This is a genomic window from Streptomyces sp. MBT65 (assembly GCF_016612545.1).
Classification (GTDB): domain Bacteria; phylum Actinomycetota; class Actinomycetes; order Streptomycetales; family Streptomycetaceae; genus Streptomyces.
Genome location: NZ_JAENRY010000038.1, coordinates 11,151 through 36,165, shown reverse-complemented (window position 1 = coordinate 36,165; position 25,015 = coordinate 11,151). Strand labels below are relative to the sequence as shown.

16 protein-coding genes are annotated in these 25,015 nt (G+C 68.0%); 13 read left to right on the top strand and 3 right to left on the bottom strand.

What is annotated here, in order from left to right:
* Positions 1–53: 53 nt before the first annotated feature.
* On the top strand, positions 54–428 hold the full coding sequence (locus JHN63_RS11385) for a hypothetical protein (protein ID WP_200679337.1): 375 nt from the start codon (positions 54–56) through the stop codon (positions 426–428).
* A gap of 7 nt (positions 429–435) precedes the next feature.
* Here the strand turns inward: JHN63_RS11385 and JHN63_RS11380 are convergent, their stop codons facing one another.
* Positions 436–4,218 (bottom strand): GH92 family glycosyl hydrolase, encoded by a 3,783-nt coding sequence (locus JHN63_RS11380; RefSeq protein ID WP_200679335.1) that lies wholly within the window; start codon positions 4,216–4,218, stop codon positions 436–438.
* A 369-nt stretch (positions 4,219–4,587) separates the two neighbouring features.
* Between JHN63_RS11380 and ngcE the strand changes: the two genes are divergently transcribed.
* The 9 genes from ngcE to JHN63_RS11335 all read left to right on the top strand — a co-directional run bounded on the left by ngcE (position 4,588) and on the right by JHN63_RS11335 (position 16,748).
* Positions 4,588–6,036 carry an N-acetylglucosamine/diacetylchitobiose ABC transporter substrate-binding protein gene (gene ngcE, locus JHN63_RS11375; RefSeq protein WP_200679333.1) on the top strand — a complete coding sequence of 483 codons (1,449 nt, stop codon included), beginning with the start codon at positions 4,588–4,590 and terminating at the stop codon, positions 6,034–6,036.
* A gap of 59 nt (positions 6,037–6,095) precedes the next feature.
* On the top strand, positions 6,096–7,031 hold the full coding sequence (locus tag JHN63_RS11370; protein WP_200679331.1) for a carbohydrate ABC transporter permease: 936 nt from the start codon (positions 6,096–6,098) through the stop codon (positions 7,029–7,031).
* Between the two features lie 17 nt (positions 7,032–7,048).
* Positions 7,049–7,984 (top strand): carbohydrate ABC transporter permease, encoded by a 936-nt coding sequence (locus JHN63_RS11365; RefSeq protein ID WP_200679329.1) that lies wholly within the window; start codon positions 7,049–7,051, stop codon positions 7,982–7,984.
* 199 nt (positions 7,985–8,183) lie between these two features.
* The gene (locus tag JHN63_RS11360; protein ID WP_200679327.1) at positions 8,184–9,383 is read left to right on the top strand and encodes an ROK family transcriptional regulator; all 1,200 of its coding nucleotides are present in this window, start codon (positions 8,184–8,186) and stop codon (positions 9,381–9,383) included.
* Positions 9,384–9,514: 131 nt separating this feature from the next.
* Positions 9,515–10,612, top strand: a complete 1,098-nt coding sequence (locus JHN63_RS11355) for a sugar ABC transporter substrate-binding protein (protein WP_200679423.1) — start codon at positions 9,515–9,517, stop codon at positions 10,610–10,612.
* 227 nt (positions 10,613–10,839) lie between these two features.
* Positions 10,840–11,628 carry an ATP-binding cassette domain-containing protein gene (locus JHN63_RS11350; protein WP_200679325.1) on the top strand — a complete coding sequence of 263 codons (789 nt, stop codon included), beginning with the start codon at positions 10,840–10,842 and terminating at the stop codon, positions 11,626–11,628.
* Positions 11,625–12,944 carry a sugar ABC transporter permease gene (locus tag JHN63_RS11345; protein WP_200679323.1) on the top strand — a complete coding sequence of 440 codons (1,320 nt, stop codon included), beginning with the start codon at positions 11,625–11,627 and terminating at the stop codon, positions 12,942–12,944. Before JHN63_RS11350 ends, JHN63_RS11345 begins: the two co-directional genes overlap by 4 nt.
* A 204-nt stretch (positions 12,945–13,148) precedes the next feature.
* Complete coding sequence (dxs, locus tag JHN63_RS11340) at positions 13,149–15,077, top strand: 1-deoxy-D-xylulose-5-phosphate synthase (protein ID WP_200679321.1); 1,929 nt, start codon at positions 13,149–13,151, stop codon at positions 15,075–15,077.
* A 147-nt stretch (positions 15,078–15,224) separates the two neighbouring features.
* Positions 15,225–16,748: an amino acid permease gene (locus JHN63_RS11335; protein ID WP_200679319.1), complete on the top strand. Its 1,524-nt coding sequence runs from the start codon at positions 15,225–15,227 to the stop codon at positions 16,746–16,748.
* A 99-nt stretch (positions 16,749–16,847) separates the two neighbouring features.
* Here the strand turns inward: JHN63_RS11335 and JHN63_RS11330 are convergent, their stop codons facing one another.
* On the bottom strand, positions 16,848–17,219 hold the full coding sequence (locus JHN63_RS11330) for an NTP pyrophosphohydrolase (RefSeq protein WP_200679317.1): 372 nt from the start codon (positions 17,217–17,219) through the stop codon (positions 16,848–16,850).
* A gap of 69 nt (positions 17,220–17,288) precedes the next feature.
* Between JHN63_RS11330 and JHN63_RS11325 the strand changes: the two genes are divergently transcribed.
* Both JHN63_RS11325 and JHN63_RS11320 read left to right on the top strand, forming a co-directional pair.
* Entirely contained in the window at positions 17,289–18,308 is a 1,020-nt protein-coding gene (locus tag JHN63_RS11325; protein WP_200679315.1) for a hypothetical protein, read from the top strand.
* Positions 18,309–18,436: 128 nt separating this feature from the next.
* Positions 18,437–19,534, top strand: a complete 1,098-nt coding sequence (locus JHN63_RS11320; RefSeq protein WP_200679421.1) for a hypothetical protein — start codon at positions 18,437–18,439, stop codon at positions 19,532–19,534.
* A gap of 13 nt (positions 19,535–19,547) precedes the next feature.
* Here the strand turns inward: JHN63_RS11320 and JHN63_RS11315 are convergent, their stop codons facing one another.
* Positions 19,548–20,633 carry an LCP family protein gene (locus JHN63_RS11315; RefSeq protein ID WP_200679313.1) on the bottom strand — a complete coding sequence of 362 codons (1,086 nt, stop codon included), beginning with the start codon at positions 20,631–20,633 and terminating at the stop codon, positions 19,548–19,550.
* 395 nt (positions 20,634–21,028) lie between these two features.
* Between JHN63_RS11315 and JHN63_RS11310 the strand changes: the two genes are divergently transcribed.
* Entirely contained in the window at positions 21,029–24,988 is a 3,960-nt protein-coding gene (locus tag JHN63_RS11310) for a bifunctional glycosyltransferase family 2 protein/CDP-glycerol:glycerophosphate glycerophosphotransferase (protein ID WP_200679311.1), read from the top strand.
* Positions 24,989–25,015: the final 27 nt, after the last annotated feature.

The following is a 25,015-nucleotide window of genomic DNA, read 5'->3' as shown; positions in this document are numbered from 1 at the left end:
GCCCTCGCCGGTTTCGGTGGCGGGGGCACATCGGCGCGTGCGAGCATCCGCAGATGGTGAAACGGCCGCAACTGCCCGAGGAGTTCCGGGCCGAGGCGCGCACGGCCTTCGCGTTCCTGGTGGGGGACGAGGGCTTCGCGCCGCCCGAGGACATAGACGGCGGTCTGCGATATCTGCGCGCCGACCTGATGGTGCGCGTCTGGTTCCTGGGCGGCGCCGAATCGGAGGTCCTGACGCGACTGATCCCCCTGGCGCCGGACGGCACCAGGGGGAGCGGGGCGTGGCTCGACGACTTGTACCAGGCCGCCGCGTGCGGACCCGCCCAGGACGTCCCCGTCTTCGCGTCGACCAGACGGGGTGTGCTCAAACGGGTCCATCAGCACGCGGAGGCGTTGCGGCGACTGCTGCCCCGCCTCCCCGTGCCGTGAGCGGCCCTCAGCCGAGCAGCTCCACCTCCGAGAGGGTCGACGGGCCGGTCAGCACCAGGCGGTAATACCCGTACGAGCCAGGTGACTTGATCGAGAAGACGCGCGTCTGCCGGTCCCAGGTGAAGGACTCCCCGGAACGCTGGTCGAGCGTCTTCCACTTGCTGCCGTCGGTCGAGCCCTGGAGGGTCCAGCCGGTCGGCGCCTGCGTGTGGTCCGCCGACGACGTGAGCGTGTACTGGACGCCCTTGGTGGCCCTCGCGACCGGCAGGTCCACCGAGCTCACCGTCGCGGCCGTGGCCGACGTGTTGTCGAACAGGGCGTCGGTACCCACGAGTTGGTCGCTGCGAGGGGTGGGCACCTTGTCGTTCTTGGTGATCGACACCGGCGCCGCGTTCTTGCCGCTGCCCCACGACGAGGGCTTGGAGCCCATCGAGAAGTCCAGCACTCCGCCCTTCTCCAGCAGCGAGTGGGGGAGTGAAGTCGAGGTCCAGGCCTTGCCGTTGACCTTCAGGCTCTGGACATAGACGTTCTTCGTGCTGTTCTTCGGTGCCTTGACGACCAGGTCCTTGCCGTTCTCCAGGTGGACGGTCGCCTTGGTGAACAGCGGGGAGCCGATGGCGTATTCGCCGCTGCCCATCACCAGCGGGTAGAAGCCGAGCGCGGAGAAGAGGTACCAGGCCGACTGCTCGCCGTTGTCCTCGTCGCCGTGGTAGCCCTGCCCGATCTCGCTGCCGGTGTAGAGGCGCGAGAGCACCTCACGGACGTCCTTCTGGGTCTTCCAGGGCTCGCCGGCCGCGTCGTACATGTACGTGACGTGGTGGGCGACCTGGTTGGAGTGGCCGTACTGGCCCATGCGGACGTCGCGGGCCTCCGTCATCTCGTGGATGACACCGCCGTAGGAACCGACGGTCGCCGACGTGGCCTTCTCCGGGGTGGCGAAGTACTCGTCGAGCTTGTCGCCGAGGGCCTTCCGGCCGCCGTAGAGGTTGGCCAGGCCCCGGCTGTCCTGCGGGGCGGTGAAGGCGTAGCCCCAGCCGTCGGTCTCCGTGTAGTCGTAACCCCAGATCTTCGGGTCGTAACTCGCCGAGTCCACACGCCAGTTGCCCTTGGCGTCCCGGCCCTGGAAGAACCCGGCCCGCTTGTCGAACAGGTTCACGTAGTCCTGGGCCCGGTTGAGGAAGTACTCGGACTCCTCCTTGTAGTGCTTCTCGCCGGTCTTCTTGTAGAGGGCCTGGCCCATCTGCGCGATGCCGTAGTCGTTGACATAGCCCTCCATCGCCCAGGAGAAGCCCTCGTTGGTGTCGGTGCTCGTGTAGCCGAGGAAGGGCGAGGTGGTCATGCCCTTGCGGCCGACACCGGACGCGGGCGGGACGACGGTCGCGTTCTTCACGGCCGCGTCGTAGGCCGACTTGGCGTCGAACTTCACGCCCTTGACGTACGCGTCCGCGAACGCCACGTCCGAGGAGGTGCCGGTCATCAGGTCCGCGTAACCGGGCGAGGACCAGCGCGAGGTCCAGCCGCCGTCCTTGTACTGCTGCACGAACCCGTCGACCATCTCACCCGCCTGACTCGGCGTCAGGAACGAGTACGCCGGCCACGTGGTCCGGTAGGTGTCCCAGAAGCCGTTGTTGACGTACACCTTGCCGTTCACGATCTTCGCGCCGGTGTGCGTCGGGGTGTCCTGGCTCGTCATCGGGGAGAACGGCGAGGCGTACTGGTAGGTCGAACCGACCTTCTCGAAGCCCGAGTTGGGGTACAGGTACAGCCGGTACATGCTGGAGTAGAGGGTGGTGAGCTGATCCGGCGTGGCGCCCTCCACCTCGACCTTGCCGAGCAGCTTGTCCCACACCTTCTGGGCCTGCGCCTTGACGGTGTCGAAGGAGGTGCCGTCCGGGATCTCCTGGCGCAGGTTGTCCTTCGCCTGGTCGATGCTGATCAGCGAAGTGGCCAGGCGCAGGGTGACCGTGTGGTCGGCGCCCGCCTTGAACTTCAGATAGCCCTTGACGCCGCTGGAGGAGCCGTCCGTCACGGGCGCGTCGAACGTGCCGTACACGAAGAGCCGGGTGGCGCCCGTGGACAGCCCGGACTTGACGTCCGAGTAGCCGGTGACGGTCCCGTTGGTCTTGTCGAGGGTCAGGCCCGCCTGCTCGGTGACGTTGTCGAAGATGACGCTCGCGTCGTCGCCGGGGTAGGTGAAGCGCAGCGAGGCCGCGTGGTCGGTCGGGGCCATCTCGGCCTTGAGACCGTTCTCGAACGTGACGCCGTAGTAGTACGGGCGCGCGGTCTCGTTCTCGTGCTTGAACGCCAATTCCCGTGCGTTCGGGTCGGTGTTGGGGGTGCCGGAGGCCGCCGACGGCATCACCTGGAAGGTCTGCCGGTCGCCCATCCAGGGGCTGGGCTCATGGCTCAGGCTGAGCGCCTGGAGCGTCGGCAGGTTGTCGTCGTTGTTCGCGCGTGCGTAGTCGTAGAGCCAGCTGAGCGACGACGAATTCGTCACCGGGGTCCAGAAGTTGAAGCCGTGCGGCAGCGCGGTCGCGGGGAAGTTGTTGCCGCGCGAGAAGCTGCCGCTGGAGTTGGTGCCCCGGGTGGTCAGCGCGTAGTCGGACAGATGCGCCTTCGGCTTCTCGGGCGCGGCCGTCTTGAGGCTCACGTCGTCCAGCCAGCCGCGGAACTTCGCCGGCCCGCTGGGGGAGTCGTAGGCGAGGAGGATCCGGTCGACGGTCTTCCCGGACGCGACCGAACCGATCCGCGAGAGGACGTTGTTCCACTGGTTGACGTAGAGGATCTTCGCCGCGCCCTGTCCCTGCGGAGTCAGCGCGAAGCCGTGGGAATCCGTCGCGCCGAGGTCGCTGAGGTAGGTGCCGTCGGTGAAGGCCAGGTCGACGGAGACGTTCGTGGCGTCGTAGTCGAGATCGCCGTCGGCCATCTGCGGGAAGATCTTGTACGACAGCGCGGTGTCCCTGCCGACCGGCACGTTCACGTCGAAGACCTTGTTGTACGAGTACGCCCGCCCGGTGGCCGTGTGCCGGCCCGCGTAGCGCAGCGCCCGCTTCCCGGTGAAGCCCGCGGCCGCCTTCGCGGTGGGCGAGCCGCTGGGGCCCCGGTCGACCAGCGAGAGCATGTCCTCGGGGATCGGCGCGGTGGAGCCGCCCGTCGAGAACTGGACGTCGGCGAGCTGGAGGATGCCGCTCGCGCCGTTGTCCTTCGTGATGTCGAGCCGGAAGTGCTGGTACTCGGCCGGTGCGGCGAGGTCGTACGACTTCGTCTGGAAGCGGTTCGCGAAGGTCTCGCCGGTGCGGGTGTCGACGGGCTTCCAGTCCTTGCCGTCCGTCGAGCCGGACAGCGTCCAGTCCTTCGGGTCGCGTTCGGCGAAGTCGTTCGCCGAGGTCAGGGCGTACGTCACTATCTTGGCGGGCTTGTCGAGGTCGAACTCGACCCAGCCGGTGGGCTCGAAGGTCAGCCACTTGGTGCCGGACTCGCCGTCGACGAGGTTCTCCTTCACCTCGCCGCCGCCGGTGTTCTCGGAACTCGCCCGGACGTCGGTGACATGGTCGGTCACATTGCCGGGGATGCCGGTGCTGTAGCCGCCGTCCACGCCCGAGGCACGCTTGGTGCCGTCCGGCGCGGTGTCGACCGTGTTGAGCCAGTCCGGTGCCGGATCTCCCGACTCGAACGAGGAGGCGAACTCCCCGCCCCCGGACGGGGCCCGGCCCGGAAGCGCGACCGCCACTCCCTGCGAGCCCACCACCAACGCCAGAGCGACTGCTGAACTCCACCATCTGTGACGCATACGAGAGAACCCTCCCTGCACGTTGGACAACGTTGTCAGCTACGACGCGCAAGGAACAGTAGGGAGTCAAGTGCCCTGGTGTGTCAAGGGTGTTGAGTGAGGCATTCGAGGGCAATAACGGGGATTTCTCCGTCATCGAACACACAGGGCGTTCATATTTCCGCGAGGTCTCACTTCGGAAAAGACCGACAACCTACCCTGCATTCGATCTTGCTCTGTCGACGGGAAGTGGACTATACCTGTCGCGTTCGACACCGCTCTCACAGCAGCACGCACGAAGTACCTCTGCACGACCAAGCTCGACCTGACCGCGGTGCCGGGGAGGATCCGGTTCACCGCCTGAGTCCTGTTGAAGGCGAGGACTTGAGCATGGGATCCACTTCAGCCGAGAACAACGGTTCCAATGGCGTCGGCCGCCGTGATCTGATCAAGAGGTCGGCCGCACTCGGTCTGATCTCCGTACCCACGATGAGTTTCCTGTCCGCGTGTGCCAGCGGTGGCGGGGACGACAGCAGCAGTGACGACAACACCAAGGGCACCACGTCGAAGACGAATCCCTTCGGTGTGAAGAAGGGCAGCACGCTCGACGTCGTCGTCTTCAAGGGCGGTTACGGCGACGACTACGCGAAGGCGTGGGAAGCCAACTTCAAGACGAAGATCGGCGTCGCGTCCACCCACACCGGAACGCAGGAGATCACCGGCAAACTCCAGCCCCGCTTCAACGCGGGCAACCCGCCGGACATCGTCGACGACTCCGGCGCCCAGCAGATCAAGATCGACGTCCTGTACAAGAACGGCCAGTTGCTCGACCTCTCGCCGGTCCTGGACGCGCCCGCGATCGACGACCCGACCAAGAAGGTGCGCGATCTGCTGATCCCCGGCACCCTCGACCCGGGTGTGCAGGAGGGCAAGGTCGTCGCCCTCAACTACATCTACACGGTCTGGGGGTTGTGGTACTCCGGCAAGCTCTTCAAGGAGAAGGGCTGGACCGCGCCGAAGACCTGGGACGAGTTCATCGCCGTGTGCCAGGCGGCCAAGAAGGCCGGCATCGGCGGACTCGCCCACCAGGGCAAGTACCCGTACTACATCAACGTCGCCATCATGGACCTGATCGCCAAGAAGGGCGGGATCGACGCCGTCAAGGCGATCGACAACCTCGACCCGAAGGCGTTCGTCGGCTCGGCCGCCGCGCAGGCCGGTGTCGAGGCGATCTACGAGGTGGTCGAGAAGGACCTGTTGATGCCCGGCACCAACGGCCTGACCCACACCGAGTCGCAGACCCGCTGGAACCAGTACAAGGCCGCGTTCATCACCTGTGGTTCCTGGCTGGAGAACGAGCAGCTCAAGCTGACGCCCACGGACTTCGACATGACGTTCCTGCCGATGCCGCTGCTGCCCGACAGCAAGATGCCCTTCGAGGCGATCCGGGCCGGCTCCGGCGAGCCCTTCATCATCCCCGCGAAGGCCAAGAACCTCCCCGGCGCCAAGGAGTTCATGCGCCACATGCTCTCCAAGGAGTGGTCGACGCTCTTCGCCAAGGAGGCCAACTCGCTCACCATCCTCAAGGACGGTGTCGACTCCAGCGTCACCCTGCGCCCGGGCACGCAGTCCACGGTCGACGCGTCCAAGGCGGCCGGCGAGAACACCTTCCGCTTCCTGTACCCCGACTGGTACAGCGAGATGGACACCTCCATCCAGAACGCGTCCAACGAGCTGATGGCCAAGCGCATCCAGCCCAAGGAGTGGCTGAAGCGCTGCCAGGCCGCCGTCGACAAGCAGGCCAAGGACCCGGCGTCCAAGAAGAACGTGCACTCCTGATCACAACGCCTGATCGCACCACCTGATCACGCTCGGGACACCAGGGGCAGGAAACGCCAATGCGCAAAGGGCAGTACAGGTTCGTCGCGGGATTTCTCTTCGTTCCCGTGGCGCTCTATCTGATCTTCGTGATCTGGCCGTACATCCAGACGTTCGGCTATTCGCTGACCGACTGGAAGGGCGAGTCACAGACCTTCAAGTTCGTCGGACTGGACAACTATCGGGCGCTGCTCCACGACGACGTCTTCAAGGAGGCCATCTGGCACAACCTCCTGTTCCTGGTGTTCATCCCGGTGATCACCATTCTGCTCGCGCTCTTCTTCGCCTTCATGGTGAACGCGGGCGGCCGCAGCAAGGCCGGTGGCGTGCAGGGCGTCGCCGGCAGCGGGTTCTACAAAATCGTCTACTTCTTCCCGCAGGTCCTGTCGCTGGCGATTCTCGCGGTGCTGTTCAACGCGGTGTACCGCAGTGACGGCGGCGGTCTGCTCAACGGTTTCCTGATCAAACTCCACCTGGTGGACGTCAACAATCCCGTGGAATGGCTCAACGAGCCCAACGTGGTGCTGTGGGCGCTGATGGCGGTCGTGGTGTGGCACGGCGTCGGTTTCTATCTGGTGCTGTTCTCCGCCGCCATGCAGTCCATTCCCCGGGACATCTACGAGGCCGCCCTGATCGACGGCGCGAACCGCTCCCAGTCCTTCTTCCGGATCACCCTGCCGCTCCTGTGGGAGACCGTCCAGACGGCCTGGGTGTATCTCGGCATCATCGCGATGGACATGTTCGTCCTGGTCTCCTCCATGACCTCGAACATGGGCGCCTACGGAGGCGGTCCCGACCACGGCAGCGACGTCATGTCGACCGTGATGATGCGCAACTTCCTCTACTTCGGGAAGAGCGGCTACGCCTGCGCGATGGGCGTCGTCATGCTGCTGCTCACCCTGGTCCTGTCCGTGGTCACGCTGCGCGCCACCCGCCGTGAGCGCATCGAGTTCTGAGCGGGAGACATACGACGATGAGCGCACCCCTGAAGGAGACCGCCCCCACGGGCGGCACCGTCCCGCCGCAGCCGTCGGCCGGGAAGTCCCCTGCCCGGTCCGGTGAACCCCGCGGCGAGGGCGTCGTACTGAACGTCTTCTCGCACGGCTTCCTGGCCCTGTGGGCCCTGCTGATCGTGCTGCCGCTGCTGTGGCTGGTGCTCAGCTCGTTCAAGACCGACGTGCAGATCGGCAACTCGGCCTTCGGCTGGCCGCACAACTGGTCGTTCGACGTGTTCCGGCGGGCCTGGAGCAAGGGCATCGGCGACTACTTCCTCAACACCCTGATCGTGCTGGTGTTCTCGGTCCCGCTGACGATGCTCTTCGGTTCGATGGCCGCGTACGTGCTGGCCCGCTACCAGTTCTGGGGCAACCGGCTGCTGTACTACTTCTTCGTCGCCGGCGCGATGTTCCCGGTGTTCCTCGCGCTGGTGCCGCTGTTCTTCATGGTCAAGCGGCTCGACATGCTGAACACGTACCAGGGGCTGATCCTGGTCTACATCGCCTACTCGATGCCGTTCACGGTGTTCTTCATGCACGCGTTCTTCCGGACGCTGCCCACCGCGGTCTTCGAGGCGGCGATCCTCGACGGCGCCTCGCACACCCGGACGTTCTTCCAAGTGATGTTGCCGATGGCCAAGGCCGGGTTGATCAGTGTCGGCATCTTCAACACCCTCGGTCAGTGGAACCAGTTCATCCTGCCGACGGTCCTGATGCAGCCGCAGAGCGGCTCGGACCCCGAGCGCTATGTCCTCACCCAGGGGCTCATCCAGCTCCAGCAGCAGCAGGGCTACGCCTCTGACCTGCCCGTTCTCTTCGCGGGGGTCACGATCGCCATGATCCCGATGCTGGTCGTCTACCTGTCGTTCCAGCGCCAGGTGCAGTCCGGTCTGACCTCGGCGACCCTGAAGTAGCACACCTGGAGAACGTGACAGGAAGTGATCGTTCCACCACCGCTCCCGGCAGGCCGGGAGTGGTGGTCACGTATGTGTCCGAGAACCCGGATGCGGTTCAACCTCTTGACGGGAGGCAACCCGAACAGCTCAGCTTAGAGTTCACTAGTTGGACATAGACGGGGCCTCATCGATGCGGTCCCGCGCGCAGGAGGTCGTCGTGGAGACTCCGGGGTCGCAGTCGTCACTGCACCGAGCCAATCTCGAACGGGTCGTGCGAGCGGTGCGGTTGGCCGGGTCGCTGACGCAGGCGGAGATCGCGAGGACGACGGGCCTGTCGGCCGCGACCGTCTCCAACATCGTGCGCGAACTCAAGGACGGCGGAACGGTCGAGGTCACACCGACTTCGGCGGGTGGCCGCCGGGCCCGCAGCGTGTCGCTGAGCGGGGACGCCGGCATTGTCATCGGCGTGGACTTCGGGCACACGCATTTGCGCGTCGCGGTCGGGAATCTGGCCCATCAGGTGCTGGCCGAGGAGTCCGAGCCGCTCGACGTGGACGCCTCCTCCAGCCAGGGCTTCGACCGGGCGGAAGAGCTGGTCAACCGGCTGATCGAGGCCACCGGAGTGGACCGTTCCAAGATCGCCGGGGTGGGCCTCGGCGTGCCCGGACCGATCGACGTGGAGTCGGGCACTCTGGGCTCCGGCGCCATCCTGCCGGGCTGGTCGGGCATCAGACCCGCCGAGGAGCTGGGCAGCCGTTTGGGCGTACCGGTGCACGTGGACAACGACGCGAACCTCGGCGCCCTCGGTGAGCTGGTCTGGGGCAGTGGCCGGGGCGTACGGGACCTGGCGTACATCAAGGTCGCGAGCGGGGTCGGCGCGGGACTGGTCATCAACGGGACGATCTACCGGGGCCCGGGTGGCACAGCGGGAGAAATCGGGCATATTACTCTTGATGAGTCCGGCCCTGTCTGCCGTTGCGGAAACCGGGGCTGCCTGGAGACCTTCACGGCCGCGCGCTATGTGCTGCCGCTGCTCCAGTCCAGCCACGGCACCGACCTGACCATGGAGGGAGTCGTACGGCTGGCACGGGACGGAGACCCTGGTTGCCGTCGGGTGATCGCCGACGTCGGCCGCCACATCGGCAGTGGAGTCGCCAATCTCTGCAATTTGCTGAACCCGAGCCGAGTGGTCCTCGGTGGCGATCTCGCCGAGGCCGGTGAGCTGGTGCTCGGGCCGATCAGGGAGTCTGTCGGCCGCTACGCGATCCCCAGTGCGGCGCGTCAACTTTCCGTTCTCCCGGGGGCACTTGGAGGCCGTGCGGAAGTGCTCGGAGCGCTCGCTCTCGCACTCAGCGAGATGGGCGATTCGACCCTTTTGGACGGGTCGCTGACCGCAGCGACACCTGTCTTCACTTAGAGAACGCACGACGCCGTTGCCATCTCGTTAAGTATTTACTTCTTGACGCCGAACGCGCGGCCGAGTTGACTTCCAGCCACCTCGGCCGCAACGACGCGGCCTCGTCAGGGAGGTTTAAAGTGAACACGCGTATGCGTCGTGCCGCCGTTGCTCTCATCGCCACCACGATGGCCGTCTCGGTGGCCGCCTGTGGCAAGGCCGGCGACGACAAGAAGTCCGACAGCAGCAGCTCCAGCTCCTCGGGCGGCACCAACGCCTCGATCGGTCTGCTCCTGCCCGACAGCGTCACCACTCGGTACGAGAAGTTCGACAAGCCGTACTTCGAGGCCAAGGTTAAGGAGCTCTGCTCCGGCTGCAGCGTCCAGTACGCCAACGCCAACGCCAGCGCCGCCACGCAGGCCCAGCAGGTCAGCACGATGATCACCAAGGGCGTCAAGGTCATCGTGATCAGCGCCCAGGACTCCGCCGCGATCAAGTCCTCGATCCAGCAGGCGGTCGACAAGGGCATCAAGGTCGTCGCCTACGACCGTCTGGCCCAGGGCCCGGTCTCCGCGTACGTCTCCTTCGACAACGTCCAGGTCGGCAAGCTCCAGGGCGAGGCGCTCCTCACCTCGCTGGGCTCGAAGGCCACCACGAAGTCGAAGATCGTCATGATCAACGGTGACGACGCCGACCCGAACGCCGCGCAGTTCAAGAAGGGCGCCCACGAGGCCCTCGACGGCAAGGTCGACATCGCCTACGAGCAGTCGGGCCTGTGGAAGGACAGCGTCGCCGGGCAGAAGATGTCCGCGGCGATCACCCAGCTCGGTGCCAAGAACATCGCGGGCGTCTACTCCGCCAACGACGGCATGGCCGGTGGCATCGCCACCGTCCTCAAGGGCGCCAAGATCAGCGGCATCCCGCTGACGGGTCAGGACGCGGAGCTCGCCGGTATCCAGCGCATCGTCGCCGGTACCCAGTCCAGCACCGTCTACAAGGCCTTCAAGCCGGAGGCCGAGGCGGCCGCCACGCTCGCCGTCGACCTGGCGCAGGGCAAGAGCATCTCCTCGCTCGCCACCACGACCCAGACCAGCGGCTCCGGCAACAAGGTGCCCTCGCAGCTGCTGACCCCGGTGTCGGTCACCAAGGCCAACATCAAGGACACGGTCATCAAGGACGGTCTCTACACCGTCGCGCAGATCTGCACCGCCGACTACGCCGCGGCGTGCAAGGCGGCCGGTCTGCAGTAACACCGCCCGGCGGTGCAGCCGCCGCCCCGCGGTGACAGACCCCCTTCGGCGTCCGCCCCACCTTCCAACCCCGCTGTGGGGCGGGCGCCGATCGGAACCTGTGCGAACGCAGCCGTTGCCAACAGGCATCGGCCGCGCGCATGTTCATCTTGTAAATCTGTGCCTAGGCACAACCCTCCGCGTCTTTCGACAAGCGCGGCATCCCCGCCGGTCAGGCGGCGAAGGAGATGGTTCACGTGTCCGCTACGCCCGTGCTGGCGTTGCGCGGAGTCTCCAAGCGATTCGGTGCGGTGCAGGCCCTCACCGAAGTAGAGCTGGAGGTTCACGCCGGAGAGGTCGTCGCCCTGGTCGGCGACAACGGCGCAGGAAAGTCCACCCTGGTGAAGACCATCGCCGGAGTGCACCCCATCGATGAAGGAGTCATCGAGTGGGAGGGCAACCCGGTCAGCATCAACAAGCCGCACGACGCCCAGGGACTCGGCGTCGCCACCGTCTACCAGGACCTCGCGCTCTGCGACAACCTCGACGTCGTCGGCAACCTCTACCTCGGGCGTGAGCTGCTGCACCGCGGTGTGATCGACGAGGTCACGATGGAGAAGAACTCCCGTGAGCTGCTGAGCACGCTCTCGATCCGCATCCCGAGCGTGCGCATCCCGATCGCCAGCCTCTCGGGCGGTCAGCGGCAGGTCGTCGCCATCGCCCGCGCGCTGATCGGTGACCCCAAGGTCGTCATCCTCGACGAGCCCACCGCCGCCCTCGGCGTCGAGCAGACCGCGCAGGTCCTCGACCTGGTCGAGCGGCTGCGCGAGCGCAATCTCGGCGTCATCCTCATCAGCCACAACATGGCCGACGTGAAGGCGGTCGCCGACACCGTCAACGTGCTGCGCCTGGGCAAGAACAACGGCTCCTTCCCGGTGAAGGACACCAGTCAGGAAACGATCATCGCCGCGATCACCGGTGCCACGGACAACGCCGTGACCCGTCGTGCGGTGCGCAGCACGGAGGCGGCAAAGTGAGCGAGACGTCCAACACCGTGAAGAAGGACGCGGTGGCCACGGCCAACGCGACTCCCGCGGACGACCCCACGGCGGCGGCCGCGTCCGCCACCGTCGTCGACCCGCGGCTGCTGGTCCGCGAAGAGGGCTTCAAGGGCTACATCACCGAGTTCAAGCGCAAGGTCAAGGGCGGTGAACTCGGCTCGCTGCCGGTCGTCGCCGGCCTGATCGTCATCGGCATCATCTTCCAGTCGCAGAACAGCCGGTTCCTGAGCGCGGACAACCTGTCCAACATCAGCTACTACCTGTCGGCCACCGGCATGCTCGCCATCGGCCTGGTCTTCGTGCTGCTGCTCGGCGAGATCGACCTGTCGGTCGGCTCGGTCAGCGGTCTGGCGTCCACCCTGTTCGCCGTCTTCGTGGTCAACCACGGGATGAACGGCTGGCTGGCGCTGGTCCTCACGATCGTCACCGGCATCGGCATCGGCGCGCTGCACGGCTTCTTCTTCGCGAGGATCGGCGTACCGGCGTTCGTCGTCACCCTGGCCGGCTTCCTCGGCTGGAACGGTCTGATGCTGTGGCTGCTCGGTTCGAGCGGCACGATCAACATCACCGACAGCGGCCCGGTGCACCTGCTCGGCCAGAGCTCGTTCTTCATGGACCAGTCCATCGCGGGCGCCTACATCCTGGCCGCCCTCGGCGTCGGTTCCCTGCTCTACGGCTCGCTCGTCGACCAGCGCCGCCGCAAGGCCGCCGGGGTGCCCTTCCGGCCCACCAGCGAGATCGGGCTGCGGGTTGGCCTGCTCGCCGTGGCCGCGTTCGTCACCGCGTACGTGCTGAACTCCTCGGCCGGTGTCTCCAACGCCCTGGTGATCTTCCTGGTGTCCCTGGTGATCGTGGACTTCGTGCTCCGCCGTACCCCGTACGGCCGCAAGGTCTTCGCGGTCGGCGGCGGCATCGAGGCCGCGCGCCGTGCCGGTATCAACGTGCCGCTGATCCGCATCACCGTGTTCGCCATCTCCGGTGGCTTCGCGGCGGTCGGCGGTATGTTCTTCGCCGGTCAGACCCAGAGCGCCACGCTCAACGCCGGCGGCGGCAACACCCTGATGCTGGCCATCGCGGCCGCGGTCATCGGCGGTACGAGCCTCTTCGGCGGTCGCGGCACGGTCTGGTCCGCCCTCCTGGGCATGCTCGTCATCCAGTCGATCCAGACCGGTCTCGACCTGCTGAACATGAACACGTCGATCCAGTACATGATCACCGGCGGTGTTCTGCTCGGCGCGGTCGTCATCGACTCGGTGTCCCGCAAGAGCCAGAAGGCGTCCGGGCGCGGCTGATCCGCACCCGTTCGGACGAGTGCCCGGTACCGATCGAGGTACCGGGCACAGTCATGTCGTAGAAAGGTCATAGGAAAGACCGTTCTTGGGTACAGCCGATCGCGTGACGTATGACGCACAGCCCGGGCGTCGTCCGCAAAGGCGGAACATTAGACTCGACACGCCCGGCAACAGCTCGATCAGCTCTACTGCAAGGAGGCACGGGTGCCGCTGCTGACCCGCATCAGGGGACCGCGCGATCTGGACCGGCTCAGCCTGGAGCAGCTGGACCAGCTGGCCGAGGAGATCCGGACCTTCCTCGTCGACGCCGTCTCCAAGACCGGCGGCCACCTCGGCCCGAACCTCGGTGTGGTCGAGCTGACCATCGCCCTGCACCGCGTCTTCGAGTCGCCGAAGGACCGGGTGCTGTGGGACACCGGCCACCAGTCCTACGTCCACAAGCTGCTCACCGGCCGCCAGGACTTCTCGAAGCTGAAGATGAAGGGCGGCCTCTCCGGCTACCCCTCGCAGGCCGAGTCCGAGCACGACGTCATCGAGAACTCGCACGCCTCGACGGTGCTGGGCTGGGCCGACGGCCTCGCCAAGGCCAACCAGGTGCTGAAACGCGAGGACCACGTGGTCGCGGTCATCGGTGACGGCGCGCTGACCGGCGGTATGGCCTGGGAGGCGCTGAACAACATCGCCGACGCCAAGGACCGCCCGCTCGTGATCGTCGTCAACGACAACGAGCGGTCCTACGCACCGACCATCGGCGGCCTCGCGAACCACCTGGCGACCCTGCGGACCACCGACGGCTACGAGCGCTTCCTGGCCCGCGGCAAGGACCTCCTGGAGCGCACCCCGGTCGTCGGCAAGCCCCTCTACGAGACGCTGCACGGCGCGAAGAAGGGCCTCAAGGACTTCATCGCCCCGCAGGGCATGTTCGAGGACCTCGGCCTCAAGTACGTCGGCCCGATCGACGGCCACGACATCGAGGCGATGGAGTCCGCGCTCGCCCGCGCCAAGCGCTTCGGCGGCCCGGTGATCGTCCACGTCCTCACCGAGAAGGGCCGCGGCTACCAGCCCGCCCTCCAGGACGAGGCCGACCGCTTCCACGGCATCGGCCCCATCCACCCCGACACCGGCCTCCCGATCAAGGCCTCCGGCGCCGACTGGACCTCCGTCTTCGGCGACGAGATGGTCGCCCTCGGCCAGGAGCGCGAGGACATCGTCGCGATCACCGCCGCGATGCTCCAGCCCGTCGGCCTGAAGAAGTTCGCCGACGCCTTCCCGAACCGCATCTACGACGTCGGCATCGCCGAGCAGCACGGCGCGGTCTCCGCGGCCGGCCTCGCCACCGGGGGACTGCACCCCGTCTTCGCCGTCTACGCCACCTTCCTCAACCGCGCCTTCGACCAGGTGCTGATGGACGTGGCCCTGCACAAGTGCGGGGTGACCTTCGTCCTCGACCGGGCCGGTGTCACCGGCACCGACGGCGCCTCCCACAACGGCATGTGGGACATGTCGATCCTCCAGGTCGTCCCGGGGCTCAGGCTCGCCGCCCCGCGCGACGCCGACCAGGTCCGGGCCCAGCTCCGCGAGGCCGTCCAGGTCAAGGACGCGCCGACCGTGGTCCGCTTCTCCAAGGGCGCGGTCGGACCGGCCGTACCCGCCGTGGGCCGGGTCGGCGGCATGGACGTGCTGCGCGCGCCCGGCACCGACGCCCCGGACGTCCTGCTGGTCTCGGTCGGCGCGCTGGCGCCGATGTGCCTCGAGATCGCCGCCCTCCTCGACCAACAGGGCATCACCACCACCGTCGTCGACCCGCGCTGGGTCAAGCCCGTCGACGAGGCCATGGCCCCCCTCGCGGAGCAGCACCGGGTGGTCGTCACCGTCGAGGACAACTCCCGTGTCGGCGGCGTCGGTTCGTCGATCGCACAGGCGTTGCGCGACGCGGGCGTGGACGTTCCGCTCCGCGACTTCGGCATCCCGCCGCGCTTCCTCGACCACGCCTCCCGCGCCGAGGTGATGACGGAGATCGGCCTCACCGCCCCCGACATCGCCCGCCAGGTCACCGGCCTGGTCTCGAAGTTGGACGGCCGCTTCGACCGGCCCACCGCGGAGGTCGACTCCGTGGAGTCCGCACGCGACTGAGGCACGGCCGCACCGCCGAACGGGCCGCTTCCACCACCCTTTGCAGTGGTGGAAGCGGCCCATTCGCGTGAACCCGCCCGCGTCGGGGCATACGCACATCGCCCCCTCTCGATCATGTCGAGGACGCCAAGCGTGGGAGGTACACCCGTGAGCAGCACCATCTTCCGGACGAAGAGAGTCGAACAGTCCATCCAGGACACCGAGGAACCCGAGCACGCGCTCAGAAAATCCCTCTCGGCCCTGGATCTGACCGTGTTCGGTGTCGGCGTGGTCATCGGCACCGGCATCTTCGTCCTCACCGGCACGGCCGCCAAGAACACCGCCGGCCCAGCGGTGGCCCTGTCCTTCGTCGTGGCCGGCGTCGTCTGTGCCCTCGCGGCGCTCTGCTACGCCGAGTTCGCGTCCACGGTCCCGGTCGCGGGCTCGGCGTACACCTTCTCGTACGCCTCGCTCGGCGAGTTCCCCGCCTGGATCATCGGCTGGGACCTGGTCCTCGAACTCGCCCTGGGCACGGCGGTGGTGGCCGTCGGCTGGTCCGGGTACATCCACTCGCTGCTGGACAACGCGGGCTGGCATCTGCCCGAGGCGCTCAGCGGCCGCGACGGAGCGCACGGCTTCGGCTTCGACATCCTCGCCGCCGCGCTCGTCCTGGTCCTCACCGCGATCCTCGTGCTCGGCATGAAGCTCTCCGCGCGGGTCACCTCGGTCGTCGTCGCCATCAAGGTGGCCGTCGTGCTCGTGGTGATCATCGCCGGCTCGTTCTTCATCAAGGGCGACAACTACAAGCCCTTCATCCCCAAGTCGCAGGCCGTGGAGGCGGGCGGCAACCTCAAGGCCCCGCTGATCCAGCTGATGTTCGGCTGGGCGCCCTCCAACTTCGGCGTCATGGGCATCTTCACCGCCGCCTCCGTGGTCTTCTTCGCCTTCATCGGCTTCGACGTCGTCGCCACCGCGGCCGAGGAGACCCGCAACCCGCAGCGCGACGTCCCGCGCGGCATCCTCGGCTCACTGATCATCTGCACCACGCTGTACGTCGCCGTCGCGGTCGTCGTGACGGGCATGCAGAAGTACAGCTCGCTGTCGATCGACGCGCCCCTCGCCGACGCGTTCAAGGCCACCGGACACCCGTGGTTCGCGGGCCTGATCAGCTTCGGCGCCGCGATCGGCCTGACGACGGTGTGCATGATCCTGCTGCTCGGCCAGGCCCGGGTCTTCTTCGCGATGAGCCGCGACGGACTGCTGCCCCGCTTCTTCTCGCACGTCCACCCGCGCTTCCGCACGCCCTACCGCCCGACCATCCTCCTCGGCGTGATCATCGCGATCGTCTCGGGCTTCACGAGCCTGAGCGAACTCGCCGAACTGGTCAACATCGGCACCCTGTTCGCCTTCATCGTGGTCGCGATCGGCGTGGTCATCCTCCGGAACAAGCGCCCGGACCTGCCCCGCTCCTTCCGCACCCCCCTGGTCCCGGCCCTCCCCGTCGTCTCGGTCCTGGCCTCCCTCTGGCTGATGCTCAACCTCCCCGCCGAGACCTGGCTCCGCTTCGCCATCTGGATGGCGATCGGCTTCGTCGTCTACTACTTCTACGGCCGTACGCACAGCCGCCTGGGTCTGCAACAGGCTGCGGAGGCGGGCGAGTCCACCACACCGTCGGGCGGAAACGCCTCGTAGGCACACCAGTTGACCGTCGGCCCGGTAAGTCCCGCTCCACGAGGGGGAGTTACCGGGCCGCATGACGTCCAGATCAACTCCGCACGCCAGGACGGACGTTCAGCCGCGTACGCTGCGCGGCCCGGTGACATCAGCGCCCAACTCCGTGACCCTGCGCCGCAGTTCACGATCGGCGGTCACCACCAGGCACGGCCGGCCCGCGGCCTCGGCGACCAGTTCGACCATCCGGTCGTCGCCGCTCCCGGGGGCCGAGACCACCCGTACGCCCGGGACGGACGCCACACCGCGGGCCGCGCCCTCCACGACGAGGACCAGCTCCACGGGGTCCGTGCGGCCCGGCAGACCGTCGCTCGCGAGCCGGTCGCGGAGACGCTCGGCGGCACCCTTGCGGTCGCGCCACCAGCCGTCGGGCACCGACCCGACGACATTGGCGCCGTCGACGATCACCAGCAGGGGAGTGTCCTCGTCCATGGGGCAAGGGTCGCATGCGGGCCGGGGGGTGCCCCGTGCGCGAGCGCCCGCCCCAATTACAGTGAACAGGTGAACGGCGACTGGCTCCTCCGCGGCCGTGACGGCCGGCTCAGTGTGTATCTGCCCTCGGGCGACGCCCTCCTGTGCCGGGCGGAACCCGCCTCCGGCGGCCTCTGGAGCGCCCCGCGCAGGATCGGCGGCGACCAGAAGCTGCACCCGGGGCTGCTCGGCATCGGACAGGGCGCGGACGGCTACGCCCACCTCGTGTCCTGGCGCCCCACGGCGCCCGGCGAGTCGGGCCTGGTCCACTCCACCCACTTCCGGCCCCGGCTCGCGGCCCTCGACTGGACCCCGATCGGCCACCCCGACAAGAAGGGCGACCGCACCGGCGTACCGGCACTCGCGGTCGACGCGCAGGGCCGCGCCCATGTCTTCGTGCGGAACACCGCGGGCGGGGTGAGCATGCTGGCCCAGCGGGAGAAGGGCGGCTGGGACCCGTGGCGCGACCTCAAGGGGAGTGACGTCCACGAGGACCTGGCGGCGGTGACGGGGGAGTCCGGCACGGTCGAGCTGTACGCGGCGGTGTCCGGCGCGATCCTGCACTGGCGTCAAGTGGAGCCGGGCACGCAACCGGTGCTGGAGGAGGCGATGGAGGCCCGCGTCCGCCCCGGCACGCTCCGCGCGCTGGCCACCTCCCCGGAGAGCACCACCCTCTTCTACACCGACGACTCCGGTGACCTGTCCGCCTGGCGCCCCGGCGGCAAGCCGATCCCCCTCCTCGCCTCGGCAGGTCCCGGCCCGGTCTCCGTCGTCCGCTGCGAACTCGACGGCTACGACTGCACGTTGCTCGCCCAGCGCTCGGCCAGCGGCCGGGTCGCCTTCGCCGCGTACCCCACGGAACAGGAGTCGGCCGGCGCCTGGTGGACCGAGTCGGGCGACCAGCTCCCGGCGGACGCCGAGGTCTCCCTCACCCTGGACGAGGACGAGCGGGTGGCCGCCGCGACGGTGTCGCCGTCGACCGGTCAGCTCCTGGTCACCCGGCGGAAGGCGGAGGCGGGGCTGGCGCTGGAGGCCTGGCGGGAGGTCTGACCTCCTGGTCGCAGGCCCCCACATCCGTCGGTACCGCCCTGGAACATCCGCGCGGGCGACATATGATGATCGGCGTTTCAGCCAGTCCGTACGCATGACGCGTCGGCTTCGAGGGAGTGCGGCACGTGATGCGGAAGAAGGCGTCGGAGTCGGCCGGGGCGGACGCCCGGGCCCCGAGACCGGCCGCATCCGGTGCGGCCCACGGCGACTGGCTGACCCTCGGCCGGGACGGCCGGCTCAGCCTCTACGCGCCGACCGAGAGCGGGCTGTTGCGCTGGACCGAGAACACCGTGGCCGGATCCGGCTGGAGCGGACCCCATGTCGTGCCCGTCGCCGGTCTGACCCATCTGACGGTGGTCCAGGGCGCCGACTCCTACGTCCACTTCCTCGGCCGCAGGGAGCGCACCGGCGCCGACGGGGTCCGCACGATGGACGTCGTGCACGCGATCCAGTACCAGACGGGGCTCGCCTTCACCGACTGGCGTTCGCTGGGCAACCCGCACAAGGACCGGGAGCAGGGGCTGTTGCTGGGCCCGCCGGTCGGCGCGGTCGCGGCGGACGGCGCTGTGCATGTCTTCGCCCGGGGCGCGCACGGCGAACTGGTGCTGCGCCGCGAGGCGACGAACGGCAAGTGGCGGACCTGGGAGGAACTGCACGGCGCCGGCATCGGCCCGTGGCCCGCGCCGGTGGCCCTGTCCGGCGGCCGGATCGAGGTGTGCGTCGACGCCGAGACCGGCGTGTTCGTCTGGCGGCAGCTCGAGGCCGGCGGTGACTTCACGGGCCCGCGCGGCTTCGCGCTGCGGACCTCGCCCGGCACGGTCGCCGCGGTGGAGACCGGCCCGGAGCAGGCCACCTTCTTCTGGACCGACGCCGACAGCGGCGCCGCGATGTCCTGGCGGGCCGGCGGCTGGCCGACTCCGCTGGGCGGCTCCCCGGCGCGGCGGCCGTACGCGACGCTGCGCACGACCGTGGACGGTTACGACTGCGTCGTTCTCGCGTACCGGGACCAGGACGGACACGTGGTGTTCGGCGTGGGCGGTGCCGGGGACGAGGGCAACGGCCTGTGGTGGTACGCGCTCACCGAGCCCTGCGTGGGCTCTCCGGCGCTGGCCAGGGACGGCCACGGACGCGTCGTCATGGCGGTGATCACCCCCGACGGCACGCCGAGAGTCGCCCGGCAGGAGCCGGGCGCGGGGCTGAACCTCGGCGCCTGGTCCGACCTCTGAGCCTACGGGCGGCTCAACCGCCGGTCGCCGGGGACTTCTTGGCCGACTCGGGGATCTCCGAGTCCGTCCGGAGCGCCTTCCACAGCGTGCCCGCCTGGGGTTCGGCGGCCACCACCCGGTTCGGGTCGACCTTGTCGTACGACACCGGGAGCATGATCGTCTCCATGGTGGACGGGTTGACGCCGTTGAGGCTGCGGCCGAACTCCGCGAGCTTGGTGAGCGAGGCGAGGTCGGAGTCGGTGGTCAGCGCGGCGGTGAGCTGGTCGGCGATCTTGTACGCCTTGACCGGGCTGCCCAGCAGGTCCTGCTTCTGGATCTCGGTGAGCAGCGCGAGCATGAACTGCTGCTGGAGGCCTATCCGGCCGAGGTCGCTGCCGTCGCCGATGCCGTGCCGGGTGCGGACGAACGCGAGGGACTGGGTGCCGTCCAGCTTGTGGGTGCCCTTGGTCAGGTGCAGACCGCTGGAGGTGTCGTCGATGTCCTGGTCGACGGTGACGCTCACGCCGCCGATCGCGTCCACCAGGTTCTTGAAACCGGCGAAGTCGACCTCTACGTAGTGGTCCATCCGGACCCCGGACATCTGCTCCACCGTCTTCACCACACAGGCCGGACCGACCTGGGAGTAGATGGAGTTGAACATCACGCGCTTGGCCGACGCGACCGAGGAGCCGTCCGACTTGGCGCACTTGGGGCGGGTCACCAGGGTGTCGCGCGGGATGCTGACCGCGACCGCCTTCTTACGTCCCTCTGGTATGTGCATCACCAGCGCGGTGTCCGAACGGGCGCCGGAGACCGCGCCGGTGTTCAGTTTCGCGTTGGCGCCGGCGCGTGAGTCCGAGCCGAGGATCAGGATGTTCTGCCCCGATGTGGGCAGTTTCTCCGGCCGGTCGTCGCCGATCGCCCTGTCGATGTCGACGCCCTTGATGTTGCCGTCGATGCCGCTGTAGAGCCAGTAGGCGGTACCGCCCGCCGCCAGCACCAGGACCAGCGCCGACAGCAGGATTATCCGCCCCCGGCGTCTCTTGCGGGGCGGTGTGCTCTTGCGGCGGTCGGTCGACTTTCGGGCACGCCGGGGCTCGGTCGTGGCGCTGTGTGACATCGGGTGCGGTTCCTCTCCTCACGGGCTCCGCGTGCGCGGAGTTTGCGGGGCCCGGGTAGGGGGGATTCCGGCCCAACTGAAACGAGCGGTGCAGTGTCAGAACTAAGTGCGGTGGCAGAACTATAAACATCCCCATGACCCTGCTTTAAGCGGGGATGTACCTGAGGCGGGGTGGGGATGAACTCCACATTGCCGCCACTTGACCCATGGTTAGTATCTGTTAAGAATATGTGGATCCTGTGGCTCTCGGTGGAGGGGGCTCTGCCCGAGGCCACGGGGACGGCAGTTGCGTGCCAGCGATGGGGCTGGGGGGCGTGCCGAGCCAGGGGGGTGTCCGCCCGATGTGGGCTTCTCGACCAAGCTCAGTGGGCGAATTGTCTCGGTAGGAGTGTGAGTTGGCGGATCATCCGCGTCTCAGTGTTGTCGTTCCCTTTCAGGATGTTGAGACCTATCTCACGGAATGTCTGGAGTCGATCGCGCAGCAGTCGTTCCGCGATTTCGAGGTGATCCTCGTCGACGACGGTTCCACCGACCGCTCGACGGCCATCGCCGCCGAGTTCTGCGCGGCGGACCCGCGTTTCCGGCTCATCCGGCAGGAGCCGCAGGGGCCGGGTCATGCCCGGAACACCGGTCTGCGGGCGATGCATCCGCGCGGCGAGTTCATCGCGTTCGTCGACGGGGACGACGTCATTCCCGAGTACGCCTACGAACTCCTCGTGCGCACGGTGGAGGAGTCCGGTTCGGACTTCGTCTCGGGCAACGTGCAGATGATGAACTCCACCAAGAAGTGGCAGTCGCCGCTGCACAAGACCCCGATGCAGAAGAGCCGGCGCGGCACCCACATCACCCGGTTCGAGGCGCTCATCTACGACCGCACCGTCTGGAACAAGCTGTTCCGGCGGTCCTTCTGGGACTACCACTTCATCGAGTTCCCCGAAGGCGTCCTCTACGAGGACTCCTGGGTCAACATGTTCGCCCACTTCCGGGCCGCCAAGGTCGACGTCGTCACCGACATCGTCTACTTCTGGCGCCGTCGCGAGGGCGGCGCCGCCCCCTCGATCACCCAGCGCCACACCGAGCTGTCCAACCTGCGCGACCGTGTCGCCGCCGTCCAGTCGGTCAGCCGCTTCCTGGCCGAGCGACGCTCCCGGCTGTACGAGGAGAGCAAGCGCAAGTACGACCTCGCCTGCCTCAAGTCCGACCTGATGCTGCATCTGAAGGTGCTCCCGGACGCGGACGAGGAGTACCGGCAGGCCTTCATGGAGTGGGTCAACGAGTTCCTCGACGAGGCCGACGCCACCATCATCGACGAGCTGCCGGCGGAGGCCCGGGTCAAGTGGCTCCTGGTGCGCGACTGGCGGCTGCCCGAACTGCTGGAGGTCATCCAGTTCGAGCGACGCGGCGGACCGATGCCCGTCCAGCGCCGGTTCCACCGCTACCTCAAGTACCCCTACCTCGGGGACCGGGAGGTGGGCATCGACAAGAAGGCCTACCGACTGGACAAGGAGTTCTCGCTGCACGGGTCGCTCGACGGCGCCCGCTGGAGCACGAACGGCCATCTGCTGACCCTGAGCGGCTCGGCGTACGTCCGCTTCATCAACGTGCACAAGAAGCACATGTCGGTGAAGGCGATCGCCCTGCGCAACAAGAAGCAGGGGCGGATGGTGATCACCACGGCGAAGACCACGTACGCGCCGCAGGCCACCGAGCAGTCCAACCAGAATCGTTACTGCTACGACTGGGCCGGCTTCGAGTCCCGGATCGACACCACCCGTCTCAAGCGTCGCGGCCAGTGGGTCGAGGGCACCTGGGACGTCGCCGCCGGTGTGCTCAGCCGCGGTCTGTTCCGCTACCGGGGCATCGACCGGGGCGGCGCCGGAACCGCCGCCAACCCGCCGTACCGCTATGTCGACAAGAACACCCGGGTCCTGCCCGTGTTCCTCCAGGGCAAGCTCAAGCTACGCGTGGAGATCGTGCGCTGCCGGATCACCGGCCACCGGATCGACGGCGACCAACTGGAGCTGAACGGCGTCTATCTCGGCCCCAAGGTCCCCGAGTGGGGCAAGCTCCGCGTCACCAGCATGAGCGGGACCGGGGAGCACGACGCACGCGTCCACTTCCGGCCCGGCGGCGAGGGCTGGTGCACGTTCACCGCCAGGGTCCCGCTGCGCGTCCTCATACCGGGACACCGCGTGGACGCCGAGGCCGGGGCGGACGTACCCCAGTCCTGGCACATGGGCAGCAACGGCTGGAAGACCACCTGCCATGTCGAGGGCCGGAAGATGACCATCTATCCGGTGGTCGCCGAGGAGACGCCCGACGGGCACTACCCCATGCCCTCCGCGCTCCAGACCCGCGAGGGCGACCGCGAGGTCGTCGTCCACCGCAACGGCTCCGGCTACCTCGTGCTCTTCGAGCGCGCGACCCTGCCCATGGCGAACGACTTCGTCTGGGGCGAGGACGGCTCCCTCCAGATCACCGGCCGCTATCTGGCCGCCGACCGGCTGACCGCGCGGGAGTACCGCGACGCCCACCTCGTGGTGCGCTCCCGGGCACACGGCGCGGAACGCGAGGTCCCGCTCCGCTGGGACGGCAACGCCTTCCGCGCCGTCCTCTCGCCGGCCGCCATGCGCACCCTGGCCGGCGAGATCCCGCTGGCCGCCGGGCGCTGGGACTTCTTCCTGCGCCGTCAGGACCTGTCCTCGGTGGCCCGCGAGGACCGGCTCGAAGACCTCATGGTGAAGATCGAGCAGTCCCTCGTCGAGGCCTTCCCGAAGGACTTCGAGGAGAACGAGCGCCGCTACGAACTCCAGGCCGAGGCCTACGACCGGCTCTCCCTCCTCGTGCACTCCGCGATGCCGGACGACGCGCGCGGCCCGTACCGCCAGAAGCTGCTGCGCACCAAGGCCTACCCGGCCGCGCGGCGGAAGAAGGTACGCCCCGCGATCCTCTTCGACGCCTTCAAGGGCACCCAGTACTCCGACAGCCCCCGCGCCCTGCACGAGGAACTGGTGCGCCGGGGCCTCGACGTCGAGCACCTCTGGGTCGTCCGCGACGACCAGGTCCAGGTCCCGCCGACCGCGACACCCGTGCGCATGTGGTCGCCGCAGTGGTACGAGGCGCTGGCCACCAGCCGGTATGTCGTCGCCAACAACCACCTGCCCGACTGGTTCCAGAAGCGTGACGGCCAGGTCGTCGTGCAGACCTGGCACGGCACCCCGCTGAAGAAGATCGGCCACGACATCGAGGCCATCCACTTCGCGGACCAGCGCTATCTGGAGCGGGTCGAGAAGGAGGTGCGGAACTGGGACATGCTGGTCTCGCCCAACAGCTTCTCCACCCCGATCCTCCAGCGCGCCTTCGGATTCCCGGGCGAGATGGTGGAGTCCGGCTACCCGCGCAACGACATCCTGCGCAGACCCGGCATGGAGGAGTGCGAACAGGAGATCCGTCGGCGTATCGGCCTGCCCGACGGCAAGCGGGTCGTGATGTACGCGCCGACCTGGCGCGACGACCAGTACTACGCGCCCGGCAAGTACAAGCTGGACTTCCGGGTCGACCTCGCGGACGCCCGGGCCCGGCTGGCCGCCGACCATGTGCTCCTGGTCCGGCGCCACCCCAACGTGGTGGACCCGGTGCCGGGCGCGGGCGACGGCTTCGTCTTCGACGTCTCGGACTACCCGGACATGGCCGATCTGTCCCTGATCACCGACGTGATGATCACGGACTACTCGTCGCTGATGTTCGACTACGTCAACACCGGGCGCCCGATCCTGTTCTTCACCTACGACCTGGACCACTACCGGGACACCCTGCGCGGCTTCTACTTCGACTTCGAACGCAGCGCGCCCGGCCCGCTCGTGTACTCCTCCGAGGACCTGGTGACAGCCATCCGGGGAATCGACGGGATCCAGGACGCCTACGCCGAGCGGTACCGCTGGTTCCAGCGGGAGTTCTGCGACCTCGACGACGGCCATGCCTCGGCACGGCTCGCGGACCGGATGCTGGTCGTCGGCGGCGACCTCGCGCCCGAGGAGGCACGGGCGCCGGCCGTCGGCACCGTGGACACGAGTCACCAGGGCCGCCCGCTCACGCCGATCGCCTGGAACGCCCAGCACTGGTTCACCCCGCAGCGGCACCCGGCGCAGCCCGCGGCCGGTGCCCCCGGGTCCGTGAACGCGCTGCCCGCGCAGCCGATGCCGGCCGACACCCGGGTCCCCTCCGCCACGGCGAACGGGCCACAGCGGCAGATGGTGCGGCCGCAGCAGCAGGCCGCGTCGACGGATGCACGGCAGGATCGTTTCACTGACGAACCGTCGCCCCCGGGAAGGATCGTCGAGGGCGTGGTCGTATGACATCGAACGGTCATCGCACGCCATGAC

Bases quoted from the DNA above. Each gene is read 5' to 3' on its own strand.
- JHN63_RS11385 (WP_200679337.1), top strand. From the start codon at position 54: ATGGTGAAACGGCCGCAACTGCCCGAGGAGTTCCGGGCCGAGGCGCGC.
- JHN63_RS11380 (WP_200679335.1), bottom strand. From the start codon at position 4,218: ATGCGTCACAGATGGTGGAGTTCAGCAGTCGCTCTGGCGTTGGTGGTG.
- ngcE (WP_200679333.1), top strand. From the start codon at position 4,588: ATGGGATCCACTTCAGCCGAGAACAACGGTTCCAATGGCGTCGGCCGC.
- JHN63_RS11370 (WP_200679331.1), top strand. From the start codon at position 6,096: ATGCGCAAAGGGCAGTACAGGTTCGTCGCGGGATTTCTCTTCGTTCCC.
- JHN63_RS11365 (WP_200679329.1), top strand. From the start codon at position 7,049: ATGAGCGCACCCCTGAAGGAGACCGCCCCCACGGGCGGCACCGTCCCG.
- JHN63_RS11355 (WP_200679423.1), top strand. From the start codon at position 9,515: ATGCGTCGTGCCGCCGTTGCTCTCATCGCCACCACGATGGCCGTCTCG.
- JHN63_RS11350 (WP_200679325.1), top strand. From the start codon at position 10,840: ATGGTTCACGTGTCCGCTACGCCCGTGCTGGCGTTGCGCGGAGTCTCC.
- JHN63_RS11330 (WP_200679317.1), bottom strand. From the start codon at position 17,219: ATGGACGAGGACACTCCCCTGCTGGTGATCGTCGACGGCGCCAATGTC.
- JHN63_RS11320 (WP_200679421.1), top strand. From the start codon at position 18,437: ATGCGGAAGAAGGCGTCGGAGTCGGCCGGGGCGGACGCCCGGGCCCCG.
- JHN63_RS11315 (WP_200679313.1), bottom strand. From the start codon at position 20,633: ATGTCACACAGCGCCACGACCGAGCCCCGGCGTGCCCGAAAGTCGACC.